The 22,841-nt window shown below is 35.5% G+C and carries 20 protein-coding genes; 11 read left to right on the top strand and 9 right to left on the bottom strand.

Annotation, left to right across the window (positions count from 1 at the left end; genetic code table 11):
- Positions 1–22 precede the first annotated feature (22 nt).
- The 6 genes from L1967_RS09260 (at position 23) to L1967_RS09235 (ending at position 6,214) form a co-directional block, all read left to right on the top strand.
- On the top strand, positions 23–1,198 hold the full coding sequence (locus L1967_RS09260; protein ID WP_249601381.1) for a lactonase family protein: 1,176 nt from the start codon (positions 23–25) through the stop codon (positions 1,196–1,198).
- 9 nt (positions 1,199–1,207) lie between these two features.
- The gene (locus L1967_RS09255; protein WP_249601380.1) at positions 1,208–1,375 is read left to right on the top strand and encodes a hypothetical protein; all 168 of its coding nucleotides are present in this window, start codon (positions 1,208–1,210) and stop codon (positions 1,373–1,375) included.
- Between the two features lie 855 nt (positions 1,376–2,230).
- Positions 2,231–2,668: a cold-shock protein gene (locus L1967_RS09250; protein ID WP_249601379.1), complete on the top strand. Its 438-nt coding sequence runs from the start codon at positions 2,231–2,233 to the stop codon at positions 2,666–2,668.
- A gap of 175 nt (positions 2,669–2,843) precedes the next feature.
- Positions 2,844–4,067 carry a PAS domain-containing sensor histidine kinase gene (locus L1967_RS09245; RefSeq protein ID WP_249601378.1) on the top strand — a complete coding sequence of 408 codons (1,224 nt, stop codon included), beginning with the start codon at positions 2,844–2,846 and terminating at the stop codon, positions 4,065–4,067.
- A gap of 127 nt (positions 4,068–4,194) precedes the next feature.
- Complete coding sequence (locus tag L1967_RS09240; protein ID WP_249601377.1) at positions 4,195–5,250, top strand: response regulator; 1,056 nt, start codon at positions 4,195–4,197, stop codon at positions 5,248–5,250.
- 163 nt (positions 5,251–5,413) lie between these two features.
- The gene (locus L1967_RS09235; RefSeq protein WP_249601376.1) at positions 5,414–6,214 is read left to right on the top strand and encodes a universal stress protein; all 801 of its coding nucleotides are present in this window, start codon (positions 5,414–5,416) and stop codon (positions 6,212–6,214) included.
- Between the two features lie 2 nt (positions 6,215–6,216).
- On the opposite strand, the gene L1967_RS09230 is transcribed toward L1967_RS09235, so the two are convergent.
- The 6 genes from L1967_RS09230 to L1967_RS09205 all read right to left on the bottom strand — a co-directional run bounded on the left by L1967_RS09230 (position 6,217) and on the right by L1967_RS09205 (position 12,525).
- The gene (locus tag L1967_RS09230; protein ID WP_249601375.1) at positions 6,217–8,007 is read right to left on the bottom strand and encodes a mechanosensitive ion channel family protein; all 1,791 of its coding nucleotides are present in this window, start codon (positions 8,005–8,007) and stop codon (positions 6,217–6,219) included.
- Between the two features lie 247 nt (positions 8,008–8,254).
- Positions 8,255–8,842, bottom strand: a complete 588-nt coding sequence (locus L1967_RS09225; protein WP_249601374.1) for a hypothetical protein — start codon at positions 8,840–8,842, stop codon at positions 8,255–8,257.
- Positions 8,843–9,138: 296 nt separating this feature from the next.
- A complete protein-coding gene (locus L1967_RS09220; protein ID WP_249601373.1) occupies positions 9,139–10,176 on the bottom strand; it encodes an agmatine deiminase family protein in 1,038 nt (345 codons plus the stop codon).
- A 3-nt stretch (positions 10,177–10,179) separates the two neighbouring features.
- The gene (locus tag L1967_RS09215) at positions 10,180–11,067 is read right to left on the bottom strand and encodes a carbon-nitrogen hydrolase (RefSeq protein WP_249601372.1); all 888 of its coding nucleotides are present in this window, start codon (positions 11,065–11,067) and stop codon (positions 10,180–10,182) included.
- Positions 11,068–11,380: 313 nt separating this feature from the next.
- Positions 11,381–11,845, bottom strand: a complete 465-nt coding sequence (locus L1967_RS09210; RefSeq protein WP_249601371.1) for an FKBP-type peptidyl-prolyl cis-trans isomerase — start codon at positions 11,843–11,845, stop codon at positions 11,381–11,383.
- Between the two features lie 317 nt (positions 11,846–12,162).
- On the bottom strand, positions 12,163–12,525 hold the full coding sequence (locus tag L1967_RS09205) for a hypothetical protein (protein ID WP_249601370.1): 363 nt from the start codon (positions 12,523–12,525) through the stop codon (positions 12,163–12,165).
- A 125-nt stretch (positions 12,526–12,650) separates the two neighbouring features.
- Between L1967_RS09205 and L1967_RS09200 the strand changes: the two genes are divergently transcribed.
- Entirely contained in the window at positions 12,651–12,917 is a 267-nt protein-coding gene (locus L1967_RS09200) for a hypothetical protein (RefSeq protein WP_249601369.1), read from the top strand.
- Positions 12,917–13,129: a hypothetical protein gene (locus L1967_RS09195; RefSeq protein ID WP_249601368.1), complete on the top strand. Its 213-nt coding sequence runs from the start codon at positions 12,917–12,919 to the stop codon at positions 13,127–13,129. The genes L1967_RS09200 and L1967_RS09195 overlap by 1 nt, the downstream gene beginning before the upstream one ends.
- A 561-nt stretch (positions 13,130–13,690) precedes the next feature.
- On the opposite strand, the gene L1967_RS09190 is transcribed toward L1967_RS09195, so the two are convergent.
- A complete protein-coding gene (locus L1967_RS09190; RefSeq protein WP_249601367.1) occupies positions 13,691–15,931 on the bottom strand; it encodes a TlpA family protein disulfide reductase in 2,241 nt (746 codons plus the stop codon).
- A 390-nt stretch (positions 15,932–16,321) separates the two neighbouring features.
- Positions 16,322–17,569: an alpha/beta hydrolase-fold protein gene (locus L1967_RS09185; RefSeq protein WP_249601366.1), complete on the bottom strand. Its 1,248-nt coding sequence runs from the start codon at positions 17,567–17,569 to the stop codon at positions 16,322–16,324.
- Between the two features lie 583 nt (positions 17,570–18,152).
- Here L1967_RS09185 and L1967_RS09180 point away from each other — a divergent pair.
- Together L1967_RS09180 and L1967_RS09175 are read left to right on the top strand one after the other, a co-directional pair.
- A complete protein-coding gene (locus L1967_RS09180; protein ID WP_249601365.1) occupies positions 18,153–18,845 on the top strand; it encodes a hypothetical protein in 693 nt (230 codons plus the stop codon).
- Positions 18,846–19,001: 156 nt separating this feature from the next.
- Positions 19,002–20,189: an immunity 26/phosphotriesterase HocA family protein gene (locus tag L1967_RS09175; protein WP_249601364.1), complete on the top strand. Its 1,188-nt coding sequence runs from the start codon at positions 19,002–19,004 to the stop codon at positions 20,187–20,189.
- A 99-nt stretch (positions 20,190–20,288) separates the two neighbouring features.
- Here L1967_RS09175 and L1967_RS09170 read toward each other — a convergent pair whose 3' ends face one another.
- Positions 20,289–21,839, bottom strand: a complete 1,551-nt coding sequence (locus L1967_RS09170; protein WP_249601363.1) for an IS1182 family transposase — start codon at positions 21,837–21,839, stop codon at positions 20,289–20,291.
- A 53-nt stretch (positions 21,840–21,892) separates the two neighbouring features.
- Here L1967_RS09170 and L1967_RS09165 point away from each other — a divergent pair, with 53 nt between their 5' ends.
- On the top strand, positions 21,893–22,501 hold the full coding sequence (locus L1967_RS09165; protein ID WP_249601362.1) for a hypothetical protein: 609 nt from the start codon (positions 21,893–21,895) through the stop codon (positions 22,499–22,501).
- Positions 22,502–22,841: the final 340 nt, after the last annotated feature.

Here is a 22,841-nt window from a genome sequence, read left to right as displayed (position 1 = left end):
AATTTAAATCAAACATAACAAAATGATCAACCGAAAAGTGGCTGTAGCAATTGTAATTGCAGGTCTTTCGTTTAGTAGCTGTAAGAATGAAAAGAAAGGTAATACTGAAGAAGATGCTTCAGGAAATACTGAAAAAATGTCGAATATGAATACTGCTTTTATAGGTACATATACCAAGAAAGAAGGTCATGTAGATGGAAAAGCCGATGGGATTTTAACCATAAAACAAGATCCTGAAACAGGTGAAATTAGCTTAGGTAAAACAGTTGCAGAAGTGATAAACCCTTCTTTTGTAAAATTGACCAGTGATAATAAATATTTGTATGCTGTAAGTGAATTAGGGGATAAAGATGCGGCATCGGGATTTATACATAGTTTTCAGGTAAAAGAGAATGATAGTTTAATTGAAGTAGATAAAGTGTCTACTGAAGCTTTTGCACCTTGCCATATCGAAATAGATAAGACTAATAAATTTGCTTTTGTCTCTAATTATATGGGCGGGGTAGTAGTGATGTATCGCATACAACAGGATGGGAGTTTAGAAAAACATCTACAGCTTGATATGCCAAATCCAAAGGAATCACATACCCATTCGGTTTCAATTTCTACAGATAATAAACACGTTTATATTTGTGATCTAGGTGCGGATAAAATCTGGATTTATGATTTTGATGCGAAAGAAAAAACTATTCAGAAAAACGAGCAGGAATCGGTTTCTTTACTAGAAGGGGCTGGTCCAAGACATTTTACGTTTAGCAAAGATCAGAAATTTGCGTATAGTATGAATGAACTGAATAGTACGGTAAGCACTTTTAAAGTTGAAGAAAATGGAGGTTTAACCTTACAAAATTCCATTTCCAGTATTCCTGAAGACTTTACAGGAAATAATAGTGGTGCCGATATCCATATTTCCCCTTCGGGAGATTATTTATATGCTTCTAATAGAGGACACAATAGTATCGCGATTTTTAGCATTGATAAGGCCACCGGTGCCTTAGAAAATAAAGGTTATGCCAGTACCAATGGTAAAACTCCGCGTAATTTTGCGATTGCTGAAGATGGAGGGTATCTATATGCAGCAAATCAGGATTCTGGAGACATTCAAGCTTATAAAATAAATTCAGCAACCGGAGAATTAGATGCAATAGGCAAGCCTGTTGCTGTACCCACTCCTGTTTGTATAGAATTTTTAAACTAAATTTTAAAAGTGAAAAAAGTTAGAATTGCAGGAATCTTATTTATAATCGCAGGACTTGGGCTTACCTATTTTTTGCGACATACTGAAATCTATTTTTTCTCAGGGATCTTAACGGGTATAGGTTTGCTTTGGGCAATTACAGGAAAAACCAAGCATACTAAGACCAAGAAAAACTGAATTTTAAAGCCGGCAATTCGCCGGCTTTTTTATGAATCATAGTTAAGAAAAAATGGTACGGTTATGGCAATAATATTTTAAAAATTGAGTTATTTGTAAAACTTACGTTTATCTTTGGTATGTCTAAAATTTATTGAAGAAGATTAGGTTGATTTTACGGTCGCGATTAACCAAACCTTATAATTTCCAACTTTAAGCGACACAGAAAAAGCTTTAGCTAACCACTAAGGCTTTTTTGCTTTTTAGGCCAATTGTTTTTTATGCAATTAATAATTTAGAAATAAATTATTATTAATTTGTTAATATAGAATGGATTTAAAATATAATTCTTAAATTTAACTTTGTCGTAAATAATTGATATGAAAAAGAGGGGGCAATTCTGAAATGATAGTCACACCCCCTTTTTTATTGTCAATATGTAAAGAATTAGCCGGGGATGGAGTTGTAGGAGCTGCATCCTTTTTCTTTTTTATACCTTATGTTCCAGTGACTTATCGTCTGATGAGAATTTCCCGGTATAATCATTGTTGTGGCTGAAGGTAGAAGAAAGATCTCTAAAACCCTATTATTTTCGAAAAATTGTCGTAAATTTGGCCATATTTCGATGGTTTTTGCCCGATATTTTCTAACCGATTTACTTTTATTTCAGTACAACGGGCAATTTCAGATTAATCAATAATCAAGATTTTAAATCAATCACTGAAAGTTACTCAGAGTCCATAAAGCCTTTGTTTATATTTCCTTCGAAGATTTTTAATAGAATGTGATCATAGGATTGTTGCTTAATAACTTCAGAAAGTTTGCTGATGTTTAATTATTTCAGCATTAAAAAAGAATAATAATCTAAATTAATATATGGCAGACACTTTTTCTAAAAGACAAAAAGAAAAAAAGAAATTATTAAAAAAGAAATTAAAAGCACAACGCAGGGAAGAGCGCAAGCAGGAAAATGATAAGGGTAAAAGCTTTGAAGACATGATTGCGTATGTAGATGCGAATGGAAACCTTACCGATACGCCGCCAGATGAGCAGCAAAAAGTAGAGGTTAGTGCAGAGGATATCGACCTAAATTATCAAAGAGAGACCAAAACAGATACCCGGGATACGGGCGTTGTTATCTCATTTTTTGAAAATAAAGGCTTTGGTTTTATAAAAGATGATATGACGGGAGATAATATTTTTGTACATCATCAGGAGTCGGTTAAACCTTTATCAGAACGAATGAAAGTGAGTTATAGAAAGGAACGTTCTCCAAAAGGATTCCAGGCAACTTCGGTAGAAGTTTTAGACTAAGACCTAAACTTTAAACACATAATTTTAAAATGGCTTTTCGATTTTTCGAAAAGCCATTTTTTTGTTTACCAATTGCAAGAAAGCACCTTAATCTTTACCTCATTTCAGAATGAAATTTCCTACGTTTTACTAATGTTTACGGCGTGTTATGTCGCTTAAATTTTTATTTTTGTGTATGGAAAATTTCGAATCGATAAACAAAAATACTTTTGGAGTTCTATTTAATGCAGTTTCCGAAGGAATTATAGTTGTAGACACCAATCAGATTATTGTAGCGACCAATGAATCTGCCAATGTTATTTTTGGTTATTCTGAAAATGAATTAAAAGGGAAACATCTTGATATTTTAATTCCCAAGAAAAAACATGAGATCCACCATGTACACATGGAAAAGTTCTTGCAGAATATGAGCCATCGGCTAATGGGGCAGGGCAGGGATCTTTTCGGTACAAGAAAAGATGGTAGCAATTTTCCAGTAGAGGTGGGACTTAATCCTTTTAAATTAGAGGACGATCATTATGTAATGGCCATGGTCATTGATATTACGCTTCGAAAAAAGCATGAACACGAAATATTAATGCTTAATACCCAATTAGAGTCGAGGATTCAACAACGTACCAGCGAATTACAAAAGGCGGTTGAAGATTTAGAAGACGAGGTGATTAAAAGAAAAACTGCTGAAAATAAGATTAAAGAGTCCTTGCGTAAAGAGCGGGAATTAAACGAATTAAAGACCAAATTCCTCTCGATGGTATCGCACGAGTTTAAAACCCCTTTAACCGGGATTTTAACGTCTACCACACTTATTGGAAAATATACCGATACCGAACAGCAGAAAAAAAGAGAAAAGCATCTAAAAACTATTGCGGGGAAAGTAAAATACCTTAATAATATTTTAGATGATTTCTTATCTGTAGAACGTTTAGAGACCGGTAAAGTGAATTATAAATATTCTCATTTTCCGCTTACAAAAACCCTTAATGAGGTAATCTATGATGCGAATATGTTACTTAAGGAAGGGCAGGAGATTTTGTATCCCAAGCAAATTGATGATATCGTTTTATATTTTGATGACAAAATATTAGAGCTCATTTTAACGAACCTTGTGAATAACGCGATAAAATATTCACCAGAGCATTCCGTTATTGAGGTTGAGAGTTACGAGAAGGAGGACATGGTTCACATTCTGGTAAAAGATCAGGGGATAGGAATTCCTGAAAACGAACAAAAACATATTTTTAACCGGTACTTTAGGGCAGAGAATGCATTAACCAATCAGGGTACGGGTATAGGTTTAAATATTATTAAAAGTCATTTGGAAAACGTAGGAGGGTGTATTACGTTTAAAAGTAAGCAGGATGTAGGGAGTACCTTTCATGTACAAATTCCAAAAAAGTAAACTACCTCAGGAAAAGTGAATGAGGTAATTATTATAAAATTATTTTTATTTGGAGGCATCCCGATCGGGATCGGGACGAGCCTCGACATTTAATATCAACTATCGACTAAAATAACCCCCAAAAACTATGATACTTCTTATAGAAGACGATACGGTTTTACGCGAAAATACCGCTGAGATTTTAGAATTACAAGACTACGAAGTCATTACGGCCCCAAATGGTAAAATAGGAATCGAAAAAGCCATAAAACATATTCCCGATATTATTATTTGTGATATTATGATGCCCGAGGTAGATGGGTATGGCGTTTTACAAAGCTTATCTTCTAATACCAAGACGCATCACATCCCTTTTATATTTCTTTCTGCAAAAACAGAGCATAAGGAAATACGAAGGGGCATGAATATGGGAGCAGACGATTATCTTACCAAACCTTTTGATGAAGATGAATTGATCGAGGTTATAGAAACCAGGCTTAAAAAGGCCAATTTGGTGTCTCAGGTTTTTGTGGCCGAATCTCCTAGCATAAACCATGGTAATAATGCAGAAGATGATATTCGAAATTTAAATGAACTAAAGAATTTCTTTGATGATGAGGGCGAAGTAGAAGAATTTAAAGCAAAGGATAGTATTTTTGAAGCCGGGGATCATTCTAATTACGTTTATCTTATTTTAGAAGGAACCATAAAAACTTTTCAAAGGGACGAAGAAGGTAAAGAACTGGTAACAGCATTGTACAAACCAGATGATTTTTTAGGTTTTACCTCTTTAGCTGAAAATTACCCGCATCAGGAATCTGCCGTAGCTGTAAAAGACACTAAGGTTGTTAGGATCTTAAAATATAAACTAAAGGAGATATTAGAGCAAAATAGCACGGTTTCTTTAGAATTAATAAACATGCTTACCGATAATTTGTCGCTCATAAAGCAGCAGTTGCTTATTATGGCCTATAGTACGGTCCGCAAAAAAACAGCACAAACGATACTTCAGTTTGCCGAAATTTTAGGCAAAAAAACAAAAGAGGATATAAGGATTACCCGTTCAGATTTAGCAAGTGTTGCCGGGATTGCTATCGAGACTTTAATACGAACACTTTCTGCATTTAAAAAAGAAGGACTAATAGAGATTGAAGGCAGGGTAATTAGGGTTTTAGATCTTGAAAGGCTAGAAATGGTGGACTAAAAAGAATCTGCTAAAATGACTAATTTGAATTGTTATAAAATGATGCATTTTCATTAGTTAAATGCATCATTTTATGTTATTAATTATTAGGTAGATAACCGAAAACTGACGCCGATCATATTTTTGCAAGTGAAACAACGTTAAAATTGCAAAAAAATGAGAGATGATCAATATACTTTTACCAACAGATTTTTCAGAGAACTCCTGGAATGCAATGGTGTATGGGGTTAATTTTTTTAATAAGAGCGAGGTTCATTTTCACATTTCACATATAATAGATGAATATGCGACAGATCTAGAAAGCACTAATAAAAAGTCCTTGGCAGAACTTCAGGCATTTTTAAATCGATTGCGAAAAATAGCCGATCCTAAGTTTCATAAATTTTCATTTTCCATTCAACAAACCTCATTTATTCCGGGATTAAGAAAAATAATTGAAGATGGTAAAATCCATTTGATTGTTATGGGAACGCGTGGAGCAAATTTGAATCAGCAATCACTGGTGGGAAAAAACAGTACCGCTGTAATTTCACGCATAAAATGCCCAATTTTAGTGGTCCCGGAGGAAGCAAAATATAAAAAACCTGAAAATATAGCTTTTCCCACAGATTTTTATGTGACTTATAAATCCAGAATTTTAAGGGGATTAAAGCTTATAAGCAATTGCCACCAATCCAAACTTAAAGTGCTTTATTACGCTAAAAAATCTGAAACACTTACAGACTCTCAAAAATCAAACAGGGATTTCCTAAAAGAGCAACTGTCTGACATTCATCATGGTTTTTATTATAGCATCAACGATTCTTTACAGGATGCGATGCAGCTATTTGTAAAGAGCAAAGATGTACAGCTTATTATGATGATGGGCAAAAATCTTAATTACGTCGATAAATTATTATTTTATCCTGTTTCTGAAGCCCCAAAATATTTTAAGAAGATCCCATTTTTTGTTTTACATGAGTAAGGCTATAGATTAGAATTTTCAGCGGTTCCTTCAGGAGGATAAGTGAGGCTATCTTTTAATGCCTCTATTTTTTCTGAAGTAAATTTAGGGATTTGTAAGTCTTTTTTAGCTTTCCATTCTTCCACCGTTGTAGAAGCATGATCTGATTTTTCCTGGGATAATCCTTTATCACGTGATAAATAGACCGTTTGTGATGGAAATGCAAAGCCAGAACCGCTGGCTTCAACCACATCCATCATTCTTAGCAGAATATCTTCTTGCACCTCTAAAAACTCATTGAAATCTATGACCATGATAAAGGCAAAAATTTCTATATTGATTGAATGGGCGGCCAGAGTGGTAAATCGTACACGTGCAGGATCTGGATTTACTTTAGGATGCGCGTAAAGTATTTTTCTAAGCTCTACCAACAAATAGCGTATTTGATTTGGAGTCGTTTCATACCTCATTTCAAAAATATGATAAAACCTAAAGCGATCTCGATGCGCATAATTTTCGATTTCACTAGAAGAAAACTGCCCGTTAGGGATGGTCACAATGGTTCTATTTAGCGTTCTAATTCTTGTAGACCGCATCCCTATATTTTCTATGGTTCCAACGGTTTCACCAACTTTACAAAAATCACCAACTCGTACCGGCTGATCTGTAATTACCGTAACACTACCTACAAAATTTTCTACCGTTTTTTGGGCACCTAATGCTAAAGCAATACCACCAATCCCAAGCGCGGCAAGTCCTGTTGTCACATCTACACCTACGGCCCCTAAGATGGCAATGATCCCAAATACTACTATGGCCATTTTTGCAGCCCTGTTTAAAAACAGGATGACCGAAACACCAGAGACATTTCCGCGTAAATTCATTTTCCTTTGGCTAAAATCACTTAAAAATTGCGTAACACGCCAAAGTAAAAGAGAAGCAGCTATAATTGTACAAATAACCGGCAGCCAGCTAAATTTTTGCCTTACTACGATAGAAACTCCCATTTGATTAGATACATAAACCAATAACCACACCGCTAAAAAAAGTTGCAGCGGAAAAGCTATGGCGTTTATAATGTTAGAAACGGGTTCATGATTAGCCGATTTCCAAGAGGTTTTTATGATTTTACTTGTAATAATTACAAAAGCCCAGGCAAATAAATACGATAAAAGGCCTATTAAAAACATGGCAATCCAATGGCCAATTACGGCTCCGCCAAAACTCCACCGCTTTAAAAAACTAGGAAGCAAAGTTTCGATCGTACCAGAAGCATTGAAAGAACGAATATCAATTCCCTGAATTAATTTTACCGTATTTTTTGAAAATAACCAAATTGGTGCGCCATCGGGACCAGCTATTTTTTCTAGCGTAAGATCCATCTCTTCACCATTAATCGATAAGATGCCCACCCGCTCTATAGATGAAGATAAACCATCATTAGATTTTCCGGTACTTTCATTACTTATCGAGGAATAGGGATATAAATATCCATTATGATTTAGCAGACTTTCTAGGGTTTTAACGATCTCTGTATTCTTTTTTACATCCTCTACATCTTCCAGATTTAAATAAGCTTCAGCCTTTTGGTAATTTTTATCGGCCACCGCATTAATAAATCCTGAAGCGGTACCACGAGGAGTCCCACGGCCTAGCGGATCTTGAGAGCTAATAGAAGGTGAAGTTCCTGTAGAATTACTATTTTGGGCCTTTACAGCGTTTTGATAATCATCAATTAACGAAAAAGGCGAATGAAAACTGAAAAAAATAAATAGGAAAAACGCCAAAGGGCGCTTTAAAATAAGACTTCTCATAGCAATTTTATTAGGCTTTCCAAAGATAGTTATTCAGGAAAAAGTTAAAAAGCTAAAATTACAGGAGCGTTTAGATATAACAGTATTTAATCCCTCATTTCTTGCTTAATTCTAAAGCTTCAATCATAGGATGGCAATCACTCAAAATGGTAATAGTTTTAGATTATACCGACCGGGCTTCCATAAGGTTTTTGATCCATTAAAGAACGTTTAGTTTTTCAGGAATTACCTTCGGGCCTAAAATTTTCTATAAAAATTTATCAATCTCTTCTAACAATTCCTGTTCGTAGCTAAGAAGATCTGTTGTGATTAGTTGTATAACAATATAAATATCAACCACTTTTGAAGATGAATTGGTATTAAGCATTCTGTTGGTTAACGAAATACCAAAATTATTATAGGTGTCCTGAATATTGTAAATCTTGGTAATATTTTGAAGATCTTTAAAGTCATATTCTTTAATTATTCCGCTTAATTTTGCACTTTCAAAAGCGGTTTGTTCCACTCTTGCCACATAGATGCCACGCCAGCCTTTTATTTGATTATACTGAAATTTGTTATTTTGGAGATAGGTTTTATAAAAATCTTCCATAGTTAAATGTTCAGAAATACTGTCGAGCTCCTGAGCGATAAATTTGTGATATTCGATTGCCGTTTGAAGTTGTTCTCTATTTTGTGCAATTTCTTTTTTGATATAATTAATAGACTTTTCTTTTTCTGAATTTAAATTATTTTCCTTTTGCCATTCGTTGATATAAATTCCTAAAAATACACCAAACGCAACGACTAAAAATTCCAGTAGATATTTTAATACACTTTTTGTTCTTTTTTTCATAATGACTGAAGTTGATTGATGATATGGGGAAGTATTATTTTTAGCTATTGTGATAGGGAAGCAATAGCTTTAAATCTTTTAATAATAACATATACTATAATTTATTGTACTCCATCGAATATACTAAAAAAAGAGAACGAAATTTTAAATTTTTGCAAGTCAGTTGTTTAGATTTTTTTCTGCGGAAGAACTTGATAAAAAACGAAAAGGCCTTCATTTTTAGAAGGCCTTTTGTGTAATATCGGTTTTAGGAAGATTATAAACTCAAATATTTTTCTACAAACAATAATTATGGTCTAAAATAATTGCTGACTTAGACAATGTAAGGTACCAAATCCCCAGACAAGATCTATGGCACTAAGTCCAATAATTTCCCTTTGTGGGAAACAGTCGGCCAAAATATTTAGTGCAATCCTGTCGTTAGGATCATTAAAGGTAGGCACTAAAACAGCACCATTAATAATTAAAAAATTGGCATAACTGGCAGGCAAACGCAAATCTTCAAACATCAGTTTTTTAGGCATAGGGAGTTCTACAATATTTGGTGATTTACCATTTTCCAGTTTCGCGTTTTTTAATCGCTCTAAATTATCTTTTAATGCGGTATAGTTTTTATCTTTTTTATTAGATTCTACCACGGTGATAATGGTATCTGGATTCACAAATCGGCAAAGATCGTCGATATGGCCGTGGGTATCGTCGCCTAAAATTCCGTTACCCATCCAAATAATATTAGAAACTCCCAGATATTCGTTGAAAACCACCTCATAATCTGCTTTGGTAAACCGGGGATTTCTTACCTGTACACTAGGGTGTAGTAAACACTCTTCAGAAGTAAGTATAGTGCCTTTACCGTTAGAATCTATAGCACCACCTTCTAAGATCACTGGCTTGCCTTTGTAGGTAGCCACGGTTAAAGGAATAGCTAAATTTTGTGAGACGATACCGGGTATTGCTTTATCCAGCCGATAGTTTTTATACTTTGCCCAGCCATTAAAGTTAAAATTGATTGCTTCAGGTGTTTTATTAGCAGATTCTACGATTATTGGTCCCGAATCCCGCATCCAGCTTCTGTTGGTTTTCTGAATAATAAACTGAAGGTTTTCCAGATTTACATGAGCTCTTTCCAGCATATCTATAACCTTATCCTGAAGCTTAGTGTTGGCTACAATAAGGTAAACCATTTCATATTGCGCTACTTTTTTTATAAACTCTACAAACGCCCATTGGATGGCGTGATACTTGCCTGGCCAGTCATTGCCATTTTCGGGAAAACAAAGTAAAATTCCTTTTTGTTTCTCCCATTCTGCCGGAAATCTACGTGCAGCTTTCATAGCTTATTTATCGATCGCTCTTTTAGTGATATTGCCATAAAAGTCAATTCTTCGATCTCTTAAAAATGGCCAGTTTTGCCTTACATTTTCCTGATGGTCCAAATCGACTTCTGCAATTAAAATTTCTTCTTTATCGTGAGAGGCCTGTGCCAGGATTTCGCCTTGTGGACCGGCAATAAAGGAAGCTCCCCAAAATTCGATACCATCGGTATTTGGTAAGTATTTTTCGATACCAATACGGTTAGCAGCAGCAACATAGGTGCCGTTAGCCACGGCATGACCTTTCATTACATTCATCCAGGCGCCATATTGATTATCGCCATATTTATCCTTTTCAGAAGGGTGCCAGCCTATGGCTGTGGGGTAAAATAAAACTTCAGCGCCCTGTAATGCGGTTAATCGTGCAGCTTCTGGATACCACTGATCCCAACAAATTAATGTGCCAATTTGCCCAATATTGGTAGCAATGGTTTTAAAACCAAGATCACCGGGAGTAAAGTAGAATTTTTCGTAAAAATGAGGGTCATCTGGAATATGCATTTTTCTATAAAGTCCGGCTTCAGTACCATCATTATCGATAATATAGGCACTGTTGTGATAAATACCGGCCATTCTTTTTTCAAAAAAAGGAACGATAATCACTACCCCTAATTCTTTTGCCAAACTACTAAAAGCGGTAAAGGAAGTGCTGTAAAGTGGCTCGGCCAGCGCAAAATTATCTACATCTTCACTTTGGCAAAAATAATGACTGCTATATAATTCGGGCAAACAAATAACCTGAGCGCCTTCGCTAGCCGCTTTTTTTACCCAATCTTTACATTTTGCAAGATTATTGGCCGCGTTGTCATTAAGGTTTAGTTGTATAACAGCGATAGAATATGTTCTGCTCATAGGGACTTACTAGGATAATTTAAATTAGATATTACCTTCTAAAGATATAAAATAATGGTATAGAAAAGCGATGCGAAATTATCGAAAAACAACTTTAATTTTTGTCGAATATTTGCATCAAAAATGGAAGTAAAAAGGTCGGAACTTAAAAAGGTCGAGACTTTTTAAGTTTCGACCTTTTTAATGGGAATTTATGATTGAAGATGATTAAAAAATTTATTTATCTGATCATCGAGATTAAATGCTCTGGTCGTTTCCCAATATGCCTGGAAATAAAAAACATTTTTCTAATACATGCGTTATGGGCTAGCCCTTATGGATTTTGTTCTTTAACTTCCAGAAGTTTGATATCAAAAATTAAAACCGATCCTCCTGGGATTCCGCGGCTATCATCAGAGCCGTAACCAAGATGAGAGGGAATAAGCAATTTGCCACTACCACCTTCTTTAAAATAGGTAATACCTTCTGTCCAGCCGGGGATAACCTGCTGTAAGCCAAAGGTGACTCCTGAAGCGTTACTTTGATCAAAAATATTTCCGTTTAAAAAGTAGCCTTTATAGGCTACCGTAACCTGGCTCTTCGCTGACGGCTGAGCGCCTGTTCCTTCTTCTTCAATGATATAATATAAACCAGAATTCGATTTTTGAGCGTCCAGATTGTTGGCTTCTAAATATTTTTGAATTTGCTGATCATTGACCTCCCGGTAATCTTTAACCTCATCGTCATTTCCACAGGAAAATAAGAATAGGCTTAGTAGAACAAAGTAAAAAGTTTTCATTTTTAAATGATAAAATAGATTAAGTTATATGGATTAATAGATATTCGCAAAAATGCTTATAAAATTCGATATTTTAGCACTAAAGGTTATTAAAAAAAGAGACTGTTTTAAGGCTTGTACCGAAGCGGTTGAGTTTGCTTTATGGATGAGCAATTTTTTTAGTTAGAGATTTAAGAAAGCCCTTTTTATACGAATACTAATACATTTTTATAATCTAAGCGGTTCTTTAGATTTTGAAAATTCAATACTTAGGAAAAGTAGAAGGATAGTACTTCCTCTATAAAGCGGCATATTTATTACCTTTATGAAGCCTTAATTTACTTTTTTTTATTGTTGATTAGTTTTAGTATTTTTTCTTTCACCGGCTTTTTTTCCAGATATTCTAAGAGCAGGTTTTCAAAATAGTCTTCCCTACCGTAGTGTTTTTTAGGTTCTTCAGAGATAAACTCTTTTGTACTATTGTTCTCCCTTAGCATTTCACCTTCTTCAAATATTAACCATTGCGGACTTAAATTTGGATAAGTACGTAATATAGTTTCCAGAATATCTGATCCTATGGATGCTTCGCTTCTTATTTGTTTTCCAATATATCCTGCAGGCCTCCCGATACTTTTATCGAAGCTGTTCAGACTAATATCCATATAGTCTATAAAGGCTTTAATTCGGTGAATAGTTTTCAATACATGATATTTTTAGGTAAAATAGTTGTCAATGAGTAAAATAGTTTGTAAATTGCTCTACCCTTATGTTACCATTGTGTTACAAATGTAAGATAAAAGCCATAACCTATACACAATTGATACGTATGATTACAAAAAAGCATAGAAAACTATTAGAAGAAGAGCTGGGAAAGCGCGGCCATATTGCCTATGTGATGGATTTAGCTATTGATGAAGGAATTACCAAAAAAAATGGAGAACCTTATTCCCGGCCTTTCTTTTCACTGGTTTATACTGGTAAAAAAGAGCATGAGAAAATTGAAAATCTTTTTTGGGCCGCAGCTATGAAAAAGAAAAACGAGCGTTTAGAGCTTGAAGCGAAACGAAAGAAACAGCTACAAGAAACCGGGTAATGGATAAGGATAAAAAAATAGCGCAACTGGACGAGCAGCAGAAACAATTGGAAAAAGAAATACGTTCCTTTAATCGAAAAATAGGACTGGTAATCTTTATCCTTCTTGTTTTCTTTAGCTGGATACTGTATCGCGAATTCATTACTATTTATCCGAAACCTTTAGAAACAAATGACCAGAAAATAAATCATCTTTCGGCAACAGATAATTAAGCCTTTAAGATTTTAGATATAGTTGAAAAAATCAATTAAGTTTTATTTTTTTAAGAATAGGTTAAATGGATAATTAACTTAGAAAGCACTGTAGTTGATAGGTTTTTTTGGCGAAAATGTTTTAGCATAGCTAGGTTTTAAGACAAGTCTTTGCAGAAAACTTGAAAATTTGTACCAAGACCGTTATAGCACTTTAGGTCATATTTTGGATATCAAAATGGCTTGTTTCTAACCAATGAAATTTTAGAGTACACTTTTTTGCCCATCCCTACATTTCTCTGGTAAAGACATTTCGATAGATGATGCTTTCCTTACAAAGCGAATTTGGCCTTATCGAGATGTCTACCAGAATAGGGTATATGTATCTAATTGGCCCTAGCATAAGTATGTAAACTCTTCAATTTGTTTTAGGATTGGATTGGAATGTTTTGGAAATTTTCGGCTTATTGATTTTTAAATGAAGAATGAGAATCTTTTCCAGATGAGTATCAGCTTTCAAAATATTTCTTGGCCATTGCCTCATTACCGAGATTAAATGCTCTTAGGCTTGCCTAAGATAGTTTACTTGTATTTATCGAGAATTTTAGGTAGTTTAGAATCAAAGCTGTGCATTGCAAAATCAGTATCTACCACATTACCTGTTTTATCGAGGACAATATATCTGGGAATCCCATTAAAACTAAACAGGTCCCTAAAACGGTGATAGGTGCTTTGATCTACCCGATACACGTGTTCCAGTTCTTGTTCTGCAATAAATTGGTCATAAGTTTTTTGGGGGGATTGGGATTGATCGGTGATAAAGACAAAATCAAAATCAGGATTGTCTTTGTATTTTTCCCGGGTTTCTTTCATGCGCTTGATGGTCGCCACGCAGGGACCGCATGATGTTGCCCAGAAATCAATAAACACTATTTTCCCTTTAAATGGGTCTGTAATGTTACGAAAGGCCGTGGTACCCTTACCTTCGGGAAGTATAAGCGTTTTTTCCTTAAAAGTTTGGGGGTCCATGATATCTTTATCAGCTAGAGTTTGGTTATCAGGTAGTTCAGCCGGGTATGCTTTTTCATACATACGTTGCCCTTCAGCTTTTAAAAATGGATTTGCTAAATCCTGTTTTAAGCGAGCCCAAACCAGGTCTGATGTTTCTTTTCCCCAAAATTCAAACCAAAATTTTAAACTTCGTACTTTAATAATATCACTAGCCAAACCTCTTTTAATCCCCAGGTCTTTTACCATTAGGCTGTCTTTTTTCATCCATGTATTCAGAACGTCCCGGGCTCTGTCCTCGGGCGGGGCTTCAACATACTTTTTAAAATGTGCCTGTATTTGTGTTTTGTATTTTTCATTGAATTCTTTTGCCAGGTTAATTTGTTCTAAAGAATCAAGACTGGAGCTTTGGTCTTTTGCTATTGGTTTTAATAATTCCCTGTACTTTTCTTCTAGAGCAATACCTTCTTCTTCAAAATATTCGAGGAGTGTCTTTTCCGGTTTTCGAGATCTTCCTAGTTGTGATCCGTGCTCTACTTTAGAAAATAGATCAGCAAACTCCAGGCGGTTTATCAAAGTACTGTATTGATTAGTAGCTATAGCGGCTGGTTCATTTACCGGTAATAAAGCTTTCATATTTTCATAGTAGGAATCGGGTATTTTTAGTTTCAGAATGGCATTGGTTGTATCATTTCTTTTTAAATAATCCCTGCGATCTACGTAGTCAAACATATCGGTACTTGAGATTAATTTTATATTGGCCTTGAGAAAGTTTTCCGCTTTTTGAGATATTTTATTTTCAGCTAAATAGGTATCCAATTTAGCTTCATTTTGAGCATATAGGTCCAGGATTTTAGTTTGAAAATCGAGAGGAGCAAGTGTGCCTACCCATTTTTGAAATTCTTCTCGGTAATCGGGACGTATTGGGGAAAAGGCGTTTAATTCACGGTTTATTTTGGCCAGCGGACCATAAAATTCTATATCCTTAAATTCATAACGGCGATCACGATACCGGTCGGCAAGCAGGAACTCTTTCCAATCTAAGATAAGGCCCAGGGAAGTGCCGGGTTCCAGATAAAAATTAAAGCCCTCCTCATCAATTACCATAAATGTTTCTGCGGGTTGAACCATTGGTATTTGGGCTTCAAATCGTCCATCAGTTGCAATTTCGACAACGGTGGGATATTCTTCCCGGGTAAGCTCGTTACTTATGTATATTATTCCGGTTTCAAAACCCAGTCTGGGATCGTAACCTTTAATATAACCCACTACATGGGCCATTTCACGCTTAAAAAAATCGGGGCTTTCAAAACCAGCTAAGGCACGATCAGACTTAGAAACCTCATCCTGAATCCAGCTCATCACGTCTGATGGTACTTCGTTTGTAGTTTTGGAAGCACTTTTAGTTAGTGAAACACCGAATAGGGTACTTTGGCCATCCACATAATCTATTTTTTGAGTAGAAGCGGGGAGCGGCTCAAAAATGAGTTCGGTGAATTGCTCTCCAGAATCGGGAGTCCAGAGTTTTTCGTCAAATTCGGCACCTATTACCTCTTTAATCCTGTACATTTTATCGGTAGCCACATCCTTTAGGTAGGTGTCTTTGGTAAAATTGACCCACCATCCGGGAACAAATTTAGAATGAATGGTGACCCGGGTTACTTGTGGGGTCCGTTCTATTCGGCTGATATGAGTGATTCCGCTGGTTGTTGCTTCATAGGCCGGGTTCTCAATTACCTGTAAGTTTGCTTGCGCATTACAAAGACTTGAGATAAGTAAAGAGAAAAAGAGAGCTGTAAAAGTGATGATTTTCATGATTGATGATTTTGTTAAAATCGAAATTAATAAAAAATAGTTTATACTTTATTAATTTACAGTCCAATATGTGTGTTTTTAACATTTTTCGTTTTAGCCTTTAAAAGTCTCCAGTAAGATTTTTAAAATAGTCATTACGCTTTCAATTTTGTTTGATTCAGGATCAATTATGCCCCTAGTTTTAGCACTAAAAAGAAACTTATTGTCCTTAAAGTTGGTCAAATTCTATACAATGATCATTATATTTTCTAGATAGCTTTAAGACTGTTTTTAGCAAAAAAATATTTTCAAAAATTAAAAAACGTTTATCCCTATAGCTTTCTGGAAGGTTAATTTAGGGTTTAAGTTTTTAAAGTTATTCATTAGAGCATTCCCAATTGGCTAAACCTGTTATTTCTCCCCTAATTGCCTTAATCTATCCTTAAAGTATGCATCATCACTTAATTCAGTAGCTTTTTGAATAAATTTTATTGCGTTGGCCATATCATTTTGGGATTCATAATAATCAGCCATAGAGTCATAGGCGTTTGCACTTTTAGGGTAATAGTCAATAGCAAGTTCAAAATACATTTTGGCTATTTCAGGTCGTCGCATTTCCATGTTCATATACCCTGACATGTTTAAAAGTTCTTCAGGGTACGGTGGCACTGCATAGCCCAAATGCTCCTTAAGTTTCTTTTCCCTGTTTTTTATTATTGCAAAAAGCACTTCTTTGGATGTTTCAAATGAGTTTATTCTATCGGTATTTTCCATTTGGTACCATTCAAAAAGAATAATTAAACCTTCCATAATTGAAGGAAACGGAATTGTTCCATGGATATCGTTAGGATAAAATTTCCATTTATAAGATAAACCATTGTCCTTGTTTTGCTTAATCAAATTTGAAAATGCAATGTTAGAACGTGAGAATACTGTATAATCTGTAGTGTCCTGCATTACATTTTCTAAAGTTATTGCAGAATTCTGCATATGTAATTGGCCACTTAATGACATGAACAGAGCCTTACCATGGTATTTGTTCCTGCTAAGTTGTTCTTGTGAATTTTTTAATAGTTTTTGGTTATCCCAATCCAAACTGGGATCGATTGCTAAATAGTTATCAAATAAATTGGGGTGATAAAGTAGCGTGTATATGGTAAATAACCCACCATAAGAGTGACCAATGAGGGTTCTGTAATCGGTGACGGGATATTTAATTTCAACAAACGGAATCAGTTCATTCTGGATGAATTTCCTAAAACTGTTGGCCTCTCCATTTTTTTCGTTGAAAGGCATGCCATATTTACAAGTTATTGTTGAAGTAGTGAGGTCGCGAACTCTATTTTTATTGTTAGCAATACCTACAAGAACCATTTCGGGTGTAAAACCACCACTATAATAATTTTGCACATCATTAACTGTTGGAAGCAAGGTTTCTCCATCTATAATGAATGCAACTGGATACTTTTGATTTTTTGAAGGGATAAAACTAGATGGTATTTGTACATAAATCTTTCTATACTCGTTTAGGATCTGTGAATAAAGACTATCCACGACACCTACTTTTTGTAAAAACTTTTGATTTCCCTGTGCTTTTGCAAATTGCTGAAGGAAAATGATAAATCCTAATATGAATACAATCTTTAATCTTTTGATCATTTTATTGATTTTGAATTATTTTATTCCGTTAGCCAAATTGTTTAAAAATGTAAAACTATCTAAAAATTAAGTGATTATGTCTTAAAAATAGTTGAAACAGGGATTGAAAACAAGATTTGTATAGCTCTTAGTATTTTAAAATTTTAAGAAGTGTTTAAAATAGCCCTAAATTGTTTGTATTCAATCAGAGTCAGGGTATGATCGAAATCAAAATTATATTTTATGTTGCCTTGAGTCTGCCTACTAAACTAAAAGAACAATATTATCCAAAATGGTAGGGTAGAAGTTGAGTAACTTCGTGTCTTATTTCTACTGGTTTTACATAATTTATATAAAGGAAATTCACGATTTTTGATTGCTACTTAGTTAATGGGTATTTATGGGAATATGATATTGAGTAAAGGAAAGACGGAATATCAAATACTATCGAATGGAACAATTAAAAAGAAAAATGCTGGCAGGTCATACTACAAATGCTTTTAAAAAAATAAAAAATGCGGTAGATTAGTACTTTAACTAAAATGGAGATAACACAACAAGTTGTGTTATCCGTACGTTGGCAACAAGCTGAAAACAGAACGAAATGGAATTTAAAGGTGGAGCAATAATCATTGGTTCTTTATTTTGGGAGAAAACACCAAAACGAGAAAAATGGCGACAAGTCTATCTCGAAACAAATGACAATAAAGTTCCAGTAAGAATTAGAATTCGCTATGGAAGAAAATCAAGCACCAGACAGGATACTTACACAATGATTGTTTCTAACCATCTAAAGACTGATTTTGGAACTGCATACATCCTACCATTAAAAGAAACTATTAAAAATGCACGAAATTTAGAAAGTCAGGCCTTTGCTATGGCTGGAGCTGAAGGACTTTGGAAAAAGTCTAGACCTTCCTTAAACAAAACTTGGGGAACATTAGGGCTTTTAATAAATCCGAAATTGGAGAATAGTAAAGGTCTTGAAATCATAAAAGAAAGGTGGGCTAAAATATACCAAGACTACGATTGGAATAAATCAGATTATCAAATAGACAACGAACCTGAGATAATTGATGAAAATGGATTTCTCAATATCGAATGGACAGAAGAAATGAATGACTTCGATTTTCTAATTGCGACATTGACTGTTCCTGACCCGAAGAAATTTTTGGACGAACAGGTTATTGCTGATAAAATAAACGAAACGGGATATGACGAATATTTCAGGACGAATTATGAAAATGGAATTAGAACATTTCAAGACGAAAAAATAATGCAGAAACTAAAAAAATAAAGCCAGTTGCCAACATCGGCTATAGCAAATGCGGGCTGACTGCTTAAAAATGAAGATATTAAACTAAATAACATTCGGTCTAGCGGACAAGAAAGCGGTTTCAAAATCCCGCACTTGCCATAGCCAGGGCCGTTACCACACATTTGAGAAAACCATATGACTTTTGAATTAAACAATGAACAACGCAAATATTTAGGTTTAGAATTAGTTGCAAATAATTGGGAAAAAGTCACACTTCAAGGGGATTCTTATCGCCCAAGTTCAATTTTATACTTTGATAAAAATACTATCCGAAAACAAGTGATTTCAACTGAATTAAAATATTCAGAAATTCAATATAATGAGGAAACTGAAAACCGAGAATTTCTGCTTCCAAAAACTCAAAAAGGAAAAGCAAAGAAACTGACTTCTTCAACATTAGAATCAAAAACACCAATTGGCACTTATTTCGATTTTGGGATTAGTGGAATAACAATCGGAAACCACACAACTCAAAACACATTTTACTCAACTCATTTTGAGAATATAAAGTTTAAAGATATTTCGGATTTAAAAAATTGGCTCAATGATTTCATAAGAAACTCAAATTCAGAAGACCTGAAATCAATCGAACAATTCTCTTCAAAAAAAAGAAAAAGGATAAAGCTAAAAGCAGGTGACTTCTTTGCTTTCAAAGTTGACAGACGAAATTATGGATTTGGACGATTGATTTTCGATTTGAGACCTTTAAGAAAGGATTCAAAGTTTAAGGCAAATAAAAATTACGGAATAATGAACCTTATGACTCAACCTCTTGTCATTAAAGTTTACCATTTCATAAGCCCAACTAAAGAAACCGATTTAGAAGAACTTAAAACAAAAAAGTCAATTCCTGCTCAATATATTATGGACAATGTTTTGTTCTACGGAGACTATGAGGTAATTGGAAACCAACCTCTATCGGAATCAGAATTTGATTTTCCTATTTCTTATTCCAAAAGCATTCATTACGGAGATTTTGATACCGTTTATTTGCAATATGGACTTATTTTTAAAGAAACCACAACAAAAAAATACAACAAGCATTTAGCGATTGAAAATCCAGACAAAAATGCCAAAAGTTGGGAAAAAATATTAAAGTCAAATCCTTATAGAGTGGAATCGATTGGAGCTACTGTAAATTTTCACAAAGAGACATTAGAGAATTGTATCAAAACAAATTCTAATCAACCATATTGGGAATCCGAATTTTACGAATTGGAAGCTGACTTGAGGAATCCAAAAAACATAAGTGCTAAAAAGGACATTTTTGAATTCTTTAATCTAAATCCGAATGGAACATATTATGAAAACTTTAAAAAATAAAACGTGTGGTAACAAAGGTAACCGTTGCACAAGCCTCTAATTCTTAGAAAATCTCACTTATTTAAACCGCTCTTAAGCGGTTTTCTAGTCTAATACCGTTTAATGAACGGTCGTTTGCATTGATTTAAACACCTCTTTTAGGGCTGTTTTTAGTCTAAAATACAAGCCGAGCATTCCTGCCCCACTTTTCACCCGTTTTTGAGTGAATTTGAGGTACTTCTTAATGTTGTAGGCGATGGCGGACAGTTGCATACACTTGTTGGCTTGTTTTAGTCCTACGGTATTTACCTTCCTTAATCCTATAAACTGGGTCAAGGTTCCAAAGACGGGCTCTACCGTGCTTTGCCGTTTGCCTTTCATATACCTGCCCTGAGGGCTTTCTACCCGGGCGATGTTGCGCTGGTATTCTGCCCGGTAATAAGTAACGCTAAACTTCTTTTCCTGTGCGCTTTTGCCCAGACAGCTGCTGCGTATTGGGCAGTCAATACACACGTGCTTGCGGGCACGGTATTCTTTCTTGCGGGTACCTGTCCTGTAATCGTTGAACTCCTTGGTAAACGGGATGATCTTGCCCTGTGGGCACAGGTAATGATCTTGATCTTCAACATACATAAATCCATCAGGCCCGCCTTTAAAGGTGCCGTGGGCAGGTATAAAACTCTTGAGTCCCTGACGCTCTAAGAAGGCGTAGTTCTCTCCGCTGCTATATCCCGTGTCTGCCACACAGTTCTCCCAGACTAGACCTTGTTGCCACAAGCGTCGCTTTACCCGTTTTACAATATCGGGAAGTTGTTGATTGTCTTTACCATCGGCGTGGTAAGCTTTGATGTCGGTGATCACGTGATGGCCCGTATCTACACTAAGTTGACTCAGGTAATTGAGTTTTCTGGCCTTGCCCGGTTTAACACTGATGCGTGCATCAGGATCGCTAGGACTGTAATGGGTTTTATTGCTGGTGTATTTACTGCCTTTGTTCCCGGCTCCCGGACGTTGATCCTGATCTTTGCTCCAACGCTTGTTACGGGTAGTAATAGCCTGTAGTTCCTGCTCATTGGCAGTTATGCTGCGTTGACCTTTGTCTGATTTATCCTCTTTGCTTTTGCGAAAGGGCTGTTCTTTATCCATAGCGCTGATGTGACGAACCCTACGCAGGTGAGATTCCAGTTCTTCCTCAGGTACTTTTAGTTCCAGAGTGTCCATCGAAGCGTTGGCCTTTACCGGGGCACTGTCGATAGCCTGGGTATGTCCGCTCACCATCCCGGCTTCTACACAAAGCGTGAACACTTTAGTAAAAACCGATTCAAACACATCTTCAGGGAACAACTGCCGCGTGCGGCTGATGGTTGAATGCCAGGGCAACTCCTCATCAATATCATAGCCTATAAAATACAGGATATCCAGTCGCATACTGCAATGCTCGATAAGCTTACGGTCGCTGATGATATCCTCTAAATAACCCACCAAACAAAGCTTAAAAAACACGATGGGATCAATACTCTTCTGACCGCTGCTACCGTAGAAAACACGGGTGAGTTCGTAGAGAAAACCGGAGATTTTTTCCTTACCAAGCACCTCCAAAACCAATTGTTGGGAAAAAAAACGTCCCCTAACAGGCCATAAAAATAATGTTTCCAAACCCTTATATCCCAAAAGAAACACTATTTTTATGGCTATCGTTGTAACACATTAAAATGAACCGAAATTTGAAAATAGTGACAGGACTAATTTCATTGGGACTTTTAGCGACTTTGATTTACAAGTTGACAGAAGTTTCAAGCGGAGTGTTTCTGTCAGGACTGTTTTTAGGTGGAATGATAATCACTCTAATTTTGGTTGGCGGACTAATCTTGACTTGGTTGACCAAATTGATTTCAAAAGAACTTCCTTTTTGGACAATCTATTTCACGATAACAGCCATAGTTTTTTCTGTTTTTCACTACCAACTCTACTCACCGACCTTGAAAATTGTCGTGCCCGAGAATTATACGGGTCAAGTCAGTCTCATAAAATCGAATGTGACAGAAAACATTTTGACAGTAGACTCAAATGGAATCGGATACTTGAACGAATGGACATTCAATCATACTTATTCAAAACCAATCGTGGTAGACGTTAACGGTAAGAATTTAGAAGAACAATTGGTAGGATTCAATAATTCGTCATTTTTCGGATTAGGAACTTCGGCAACCTTAAAAAATCAAATTGAAATTAAATCAAAGTCATTTGAAATAGTCCCTGAAGACAAGACAGATGTAAAACAGTATTATCACACGAACCTTTCAAAGCTCGTGGACAAAGAAAAAATAAAATAAAAACGTGCTACAATCGAGTAGATGGCTCCGCCAGTAACTGACGGAGTGCGCCTCTCACACCACCGTACATACGGGTCTCGTACCTGCCTGCGGCAGGCAGGTACTGCGGTTCATAATCCATCTTTTCACTCGCTCTTTACACCAATTGAAACTATTTCGTACTTTATGAATAGGCTACAGATTTTCTTGGGATTCGGTCACCCAATGAATGAAAAACAATGCTCCTATTCTAATTTCCGAAAGGATTATGTTCAGTCCTTTCCCATTTGTGAGACCTATGCAGTTTGCTGCACCTCGTTCCCTATGGGTACTATGACCTCTGCTGACTTCTCCACTATAC

This window comes from Zunongwangia pacifica (assembly GCF_023499215.1).
Taxonomy (GTDB): Bacteria; Bacteroidota; Bacteroidia; order Flavobacteriales; family Flavobacteriaceae; genus Zunongwangia; species Zunongwangia pacifica.
Note: the sequence above shows the minus strand (reverse complement) of the source record. Positions and strands in the feature narration are given on the sequence as shown.

Coding starts and splice junctions, on each gene's coding strand:
- L1967_RS09180 (WP_249601365.1), top strand. CDS start 18,153: ATGGAATTTAAAGGTGGAGCAATAATCATTGGTTCTTTATTTTGGGAG.
- L1967_RS09225 (WP_249601374.1), bottom strand. CDS start 8,842: ATGAAAAAAAGAACAAAAAGTGTATTAAAATATCTACTGGAATTTTTA.
- L1967_RS09175 (WP_249601364.1), top strand. CDS start 19,002: ATGACTTTTGAATTAAACAATGAACAACGCAAATATTTAGGTTTAGAA.
- L1967_RS09190 (WP_249601367.1), bottom strand. CDS start 15,931: ATGAAAATCATCACTTTTACAGCTCTCTTTTTCTCTTTACTTATCTCA.
- L1967_RS09230 (WP_249601375.1), bottom strand. CDS start 8,007: ATGAGAAGTCTTATTTTAAAGCGCCCTTTGGCGTTTTTCCTATTTATT.
- L1967_RS09210 (WP_249601371.1), bottom strand. CDS start 11,845: ATGAAAACTTTTTACTTTGTTCTACTAAGCCTATTCTTATTTTCCTGT.
- L1967_RS09250 (WP_249601379.1), top strand. CDS start 2,231: ATGGCAGACACTTTTTCTAAAAGACAAAAAGAAAAAAAGAAATTATTA.
- L1967_RS09220 (WP_249601373.1), bottom strand. CDS start 10,176: ATGAAAGCTGCACGTAGATTTCCGGCAGAATGGGAGAAACAAAAAGGA.
- L1967_RS09200 (WP_249601369.1), top strand. CDS start 12,651: ATGATTACAAAAAAGCATAGAAAACTATTAGAAGAAGAGCTGGGAAAG.
- L1967_RS09235 (WP_249601376.1), top strand. CDS start 5,414: ATGATCAATATACTTTTACCAACAGATTTTTCAGAGAACTCCTGGAAT.
- L1967_RS09185 (WP_249601366.1), bottom strand. CDS start 17,569: ATGATCAAAAGATTAAAGATTGTATTCATATTAGGATTTATCATTTTC.
- L1967_RS09260 (WP_249601381.1), top strand. CDS start 23: ATGATCAACCGAAAAGTGGCTGTAGCAATTGTAATTGCAGGTCTTTCG.
- L1967_RS09240 (WP_249601377.1), top strand. CDS start 4,195: ATGATACTTCTTATAGAAGACGATACGGTTTTACGCGAAAATACCGCT.
- L1967_RS09245 (WP_249601378.1), top strand. CDS start 2,844: ATGGAAAATTTCGAATCGATAAACAAAAATACTTTTGGAGTTCTATTT.
- L1967_RS09215 (WP_249601372.1), bottom strand. CDS start 11,067: ATGAGCAGAACATATTCTATCGCTGTTATACAACTAAACCTTAATGAC.
- L1967_RS09195 (WP_249601368.1), top strand. CDS start 12,917: ATGGATAAGGATAAAAAAATAGCGCAACTGGACGAGCAGCAGAAACAA.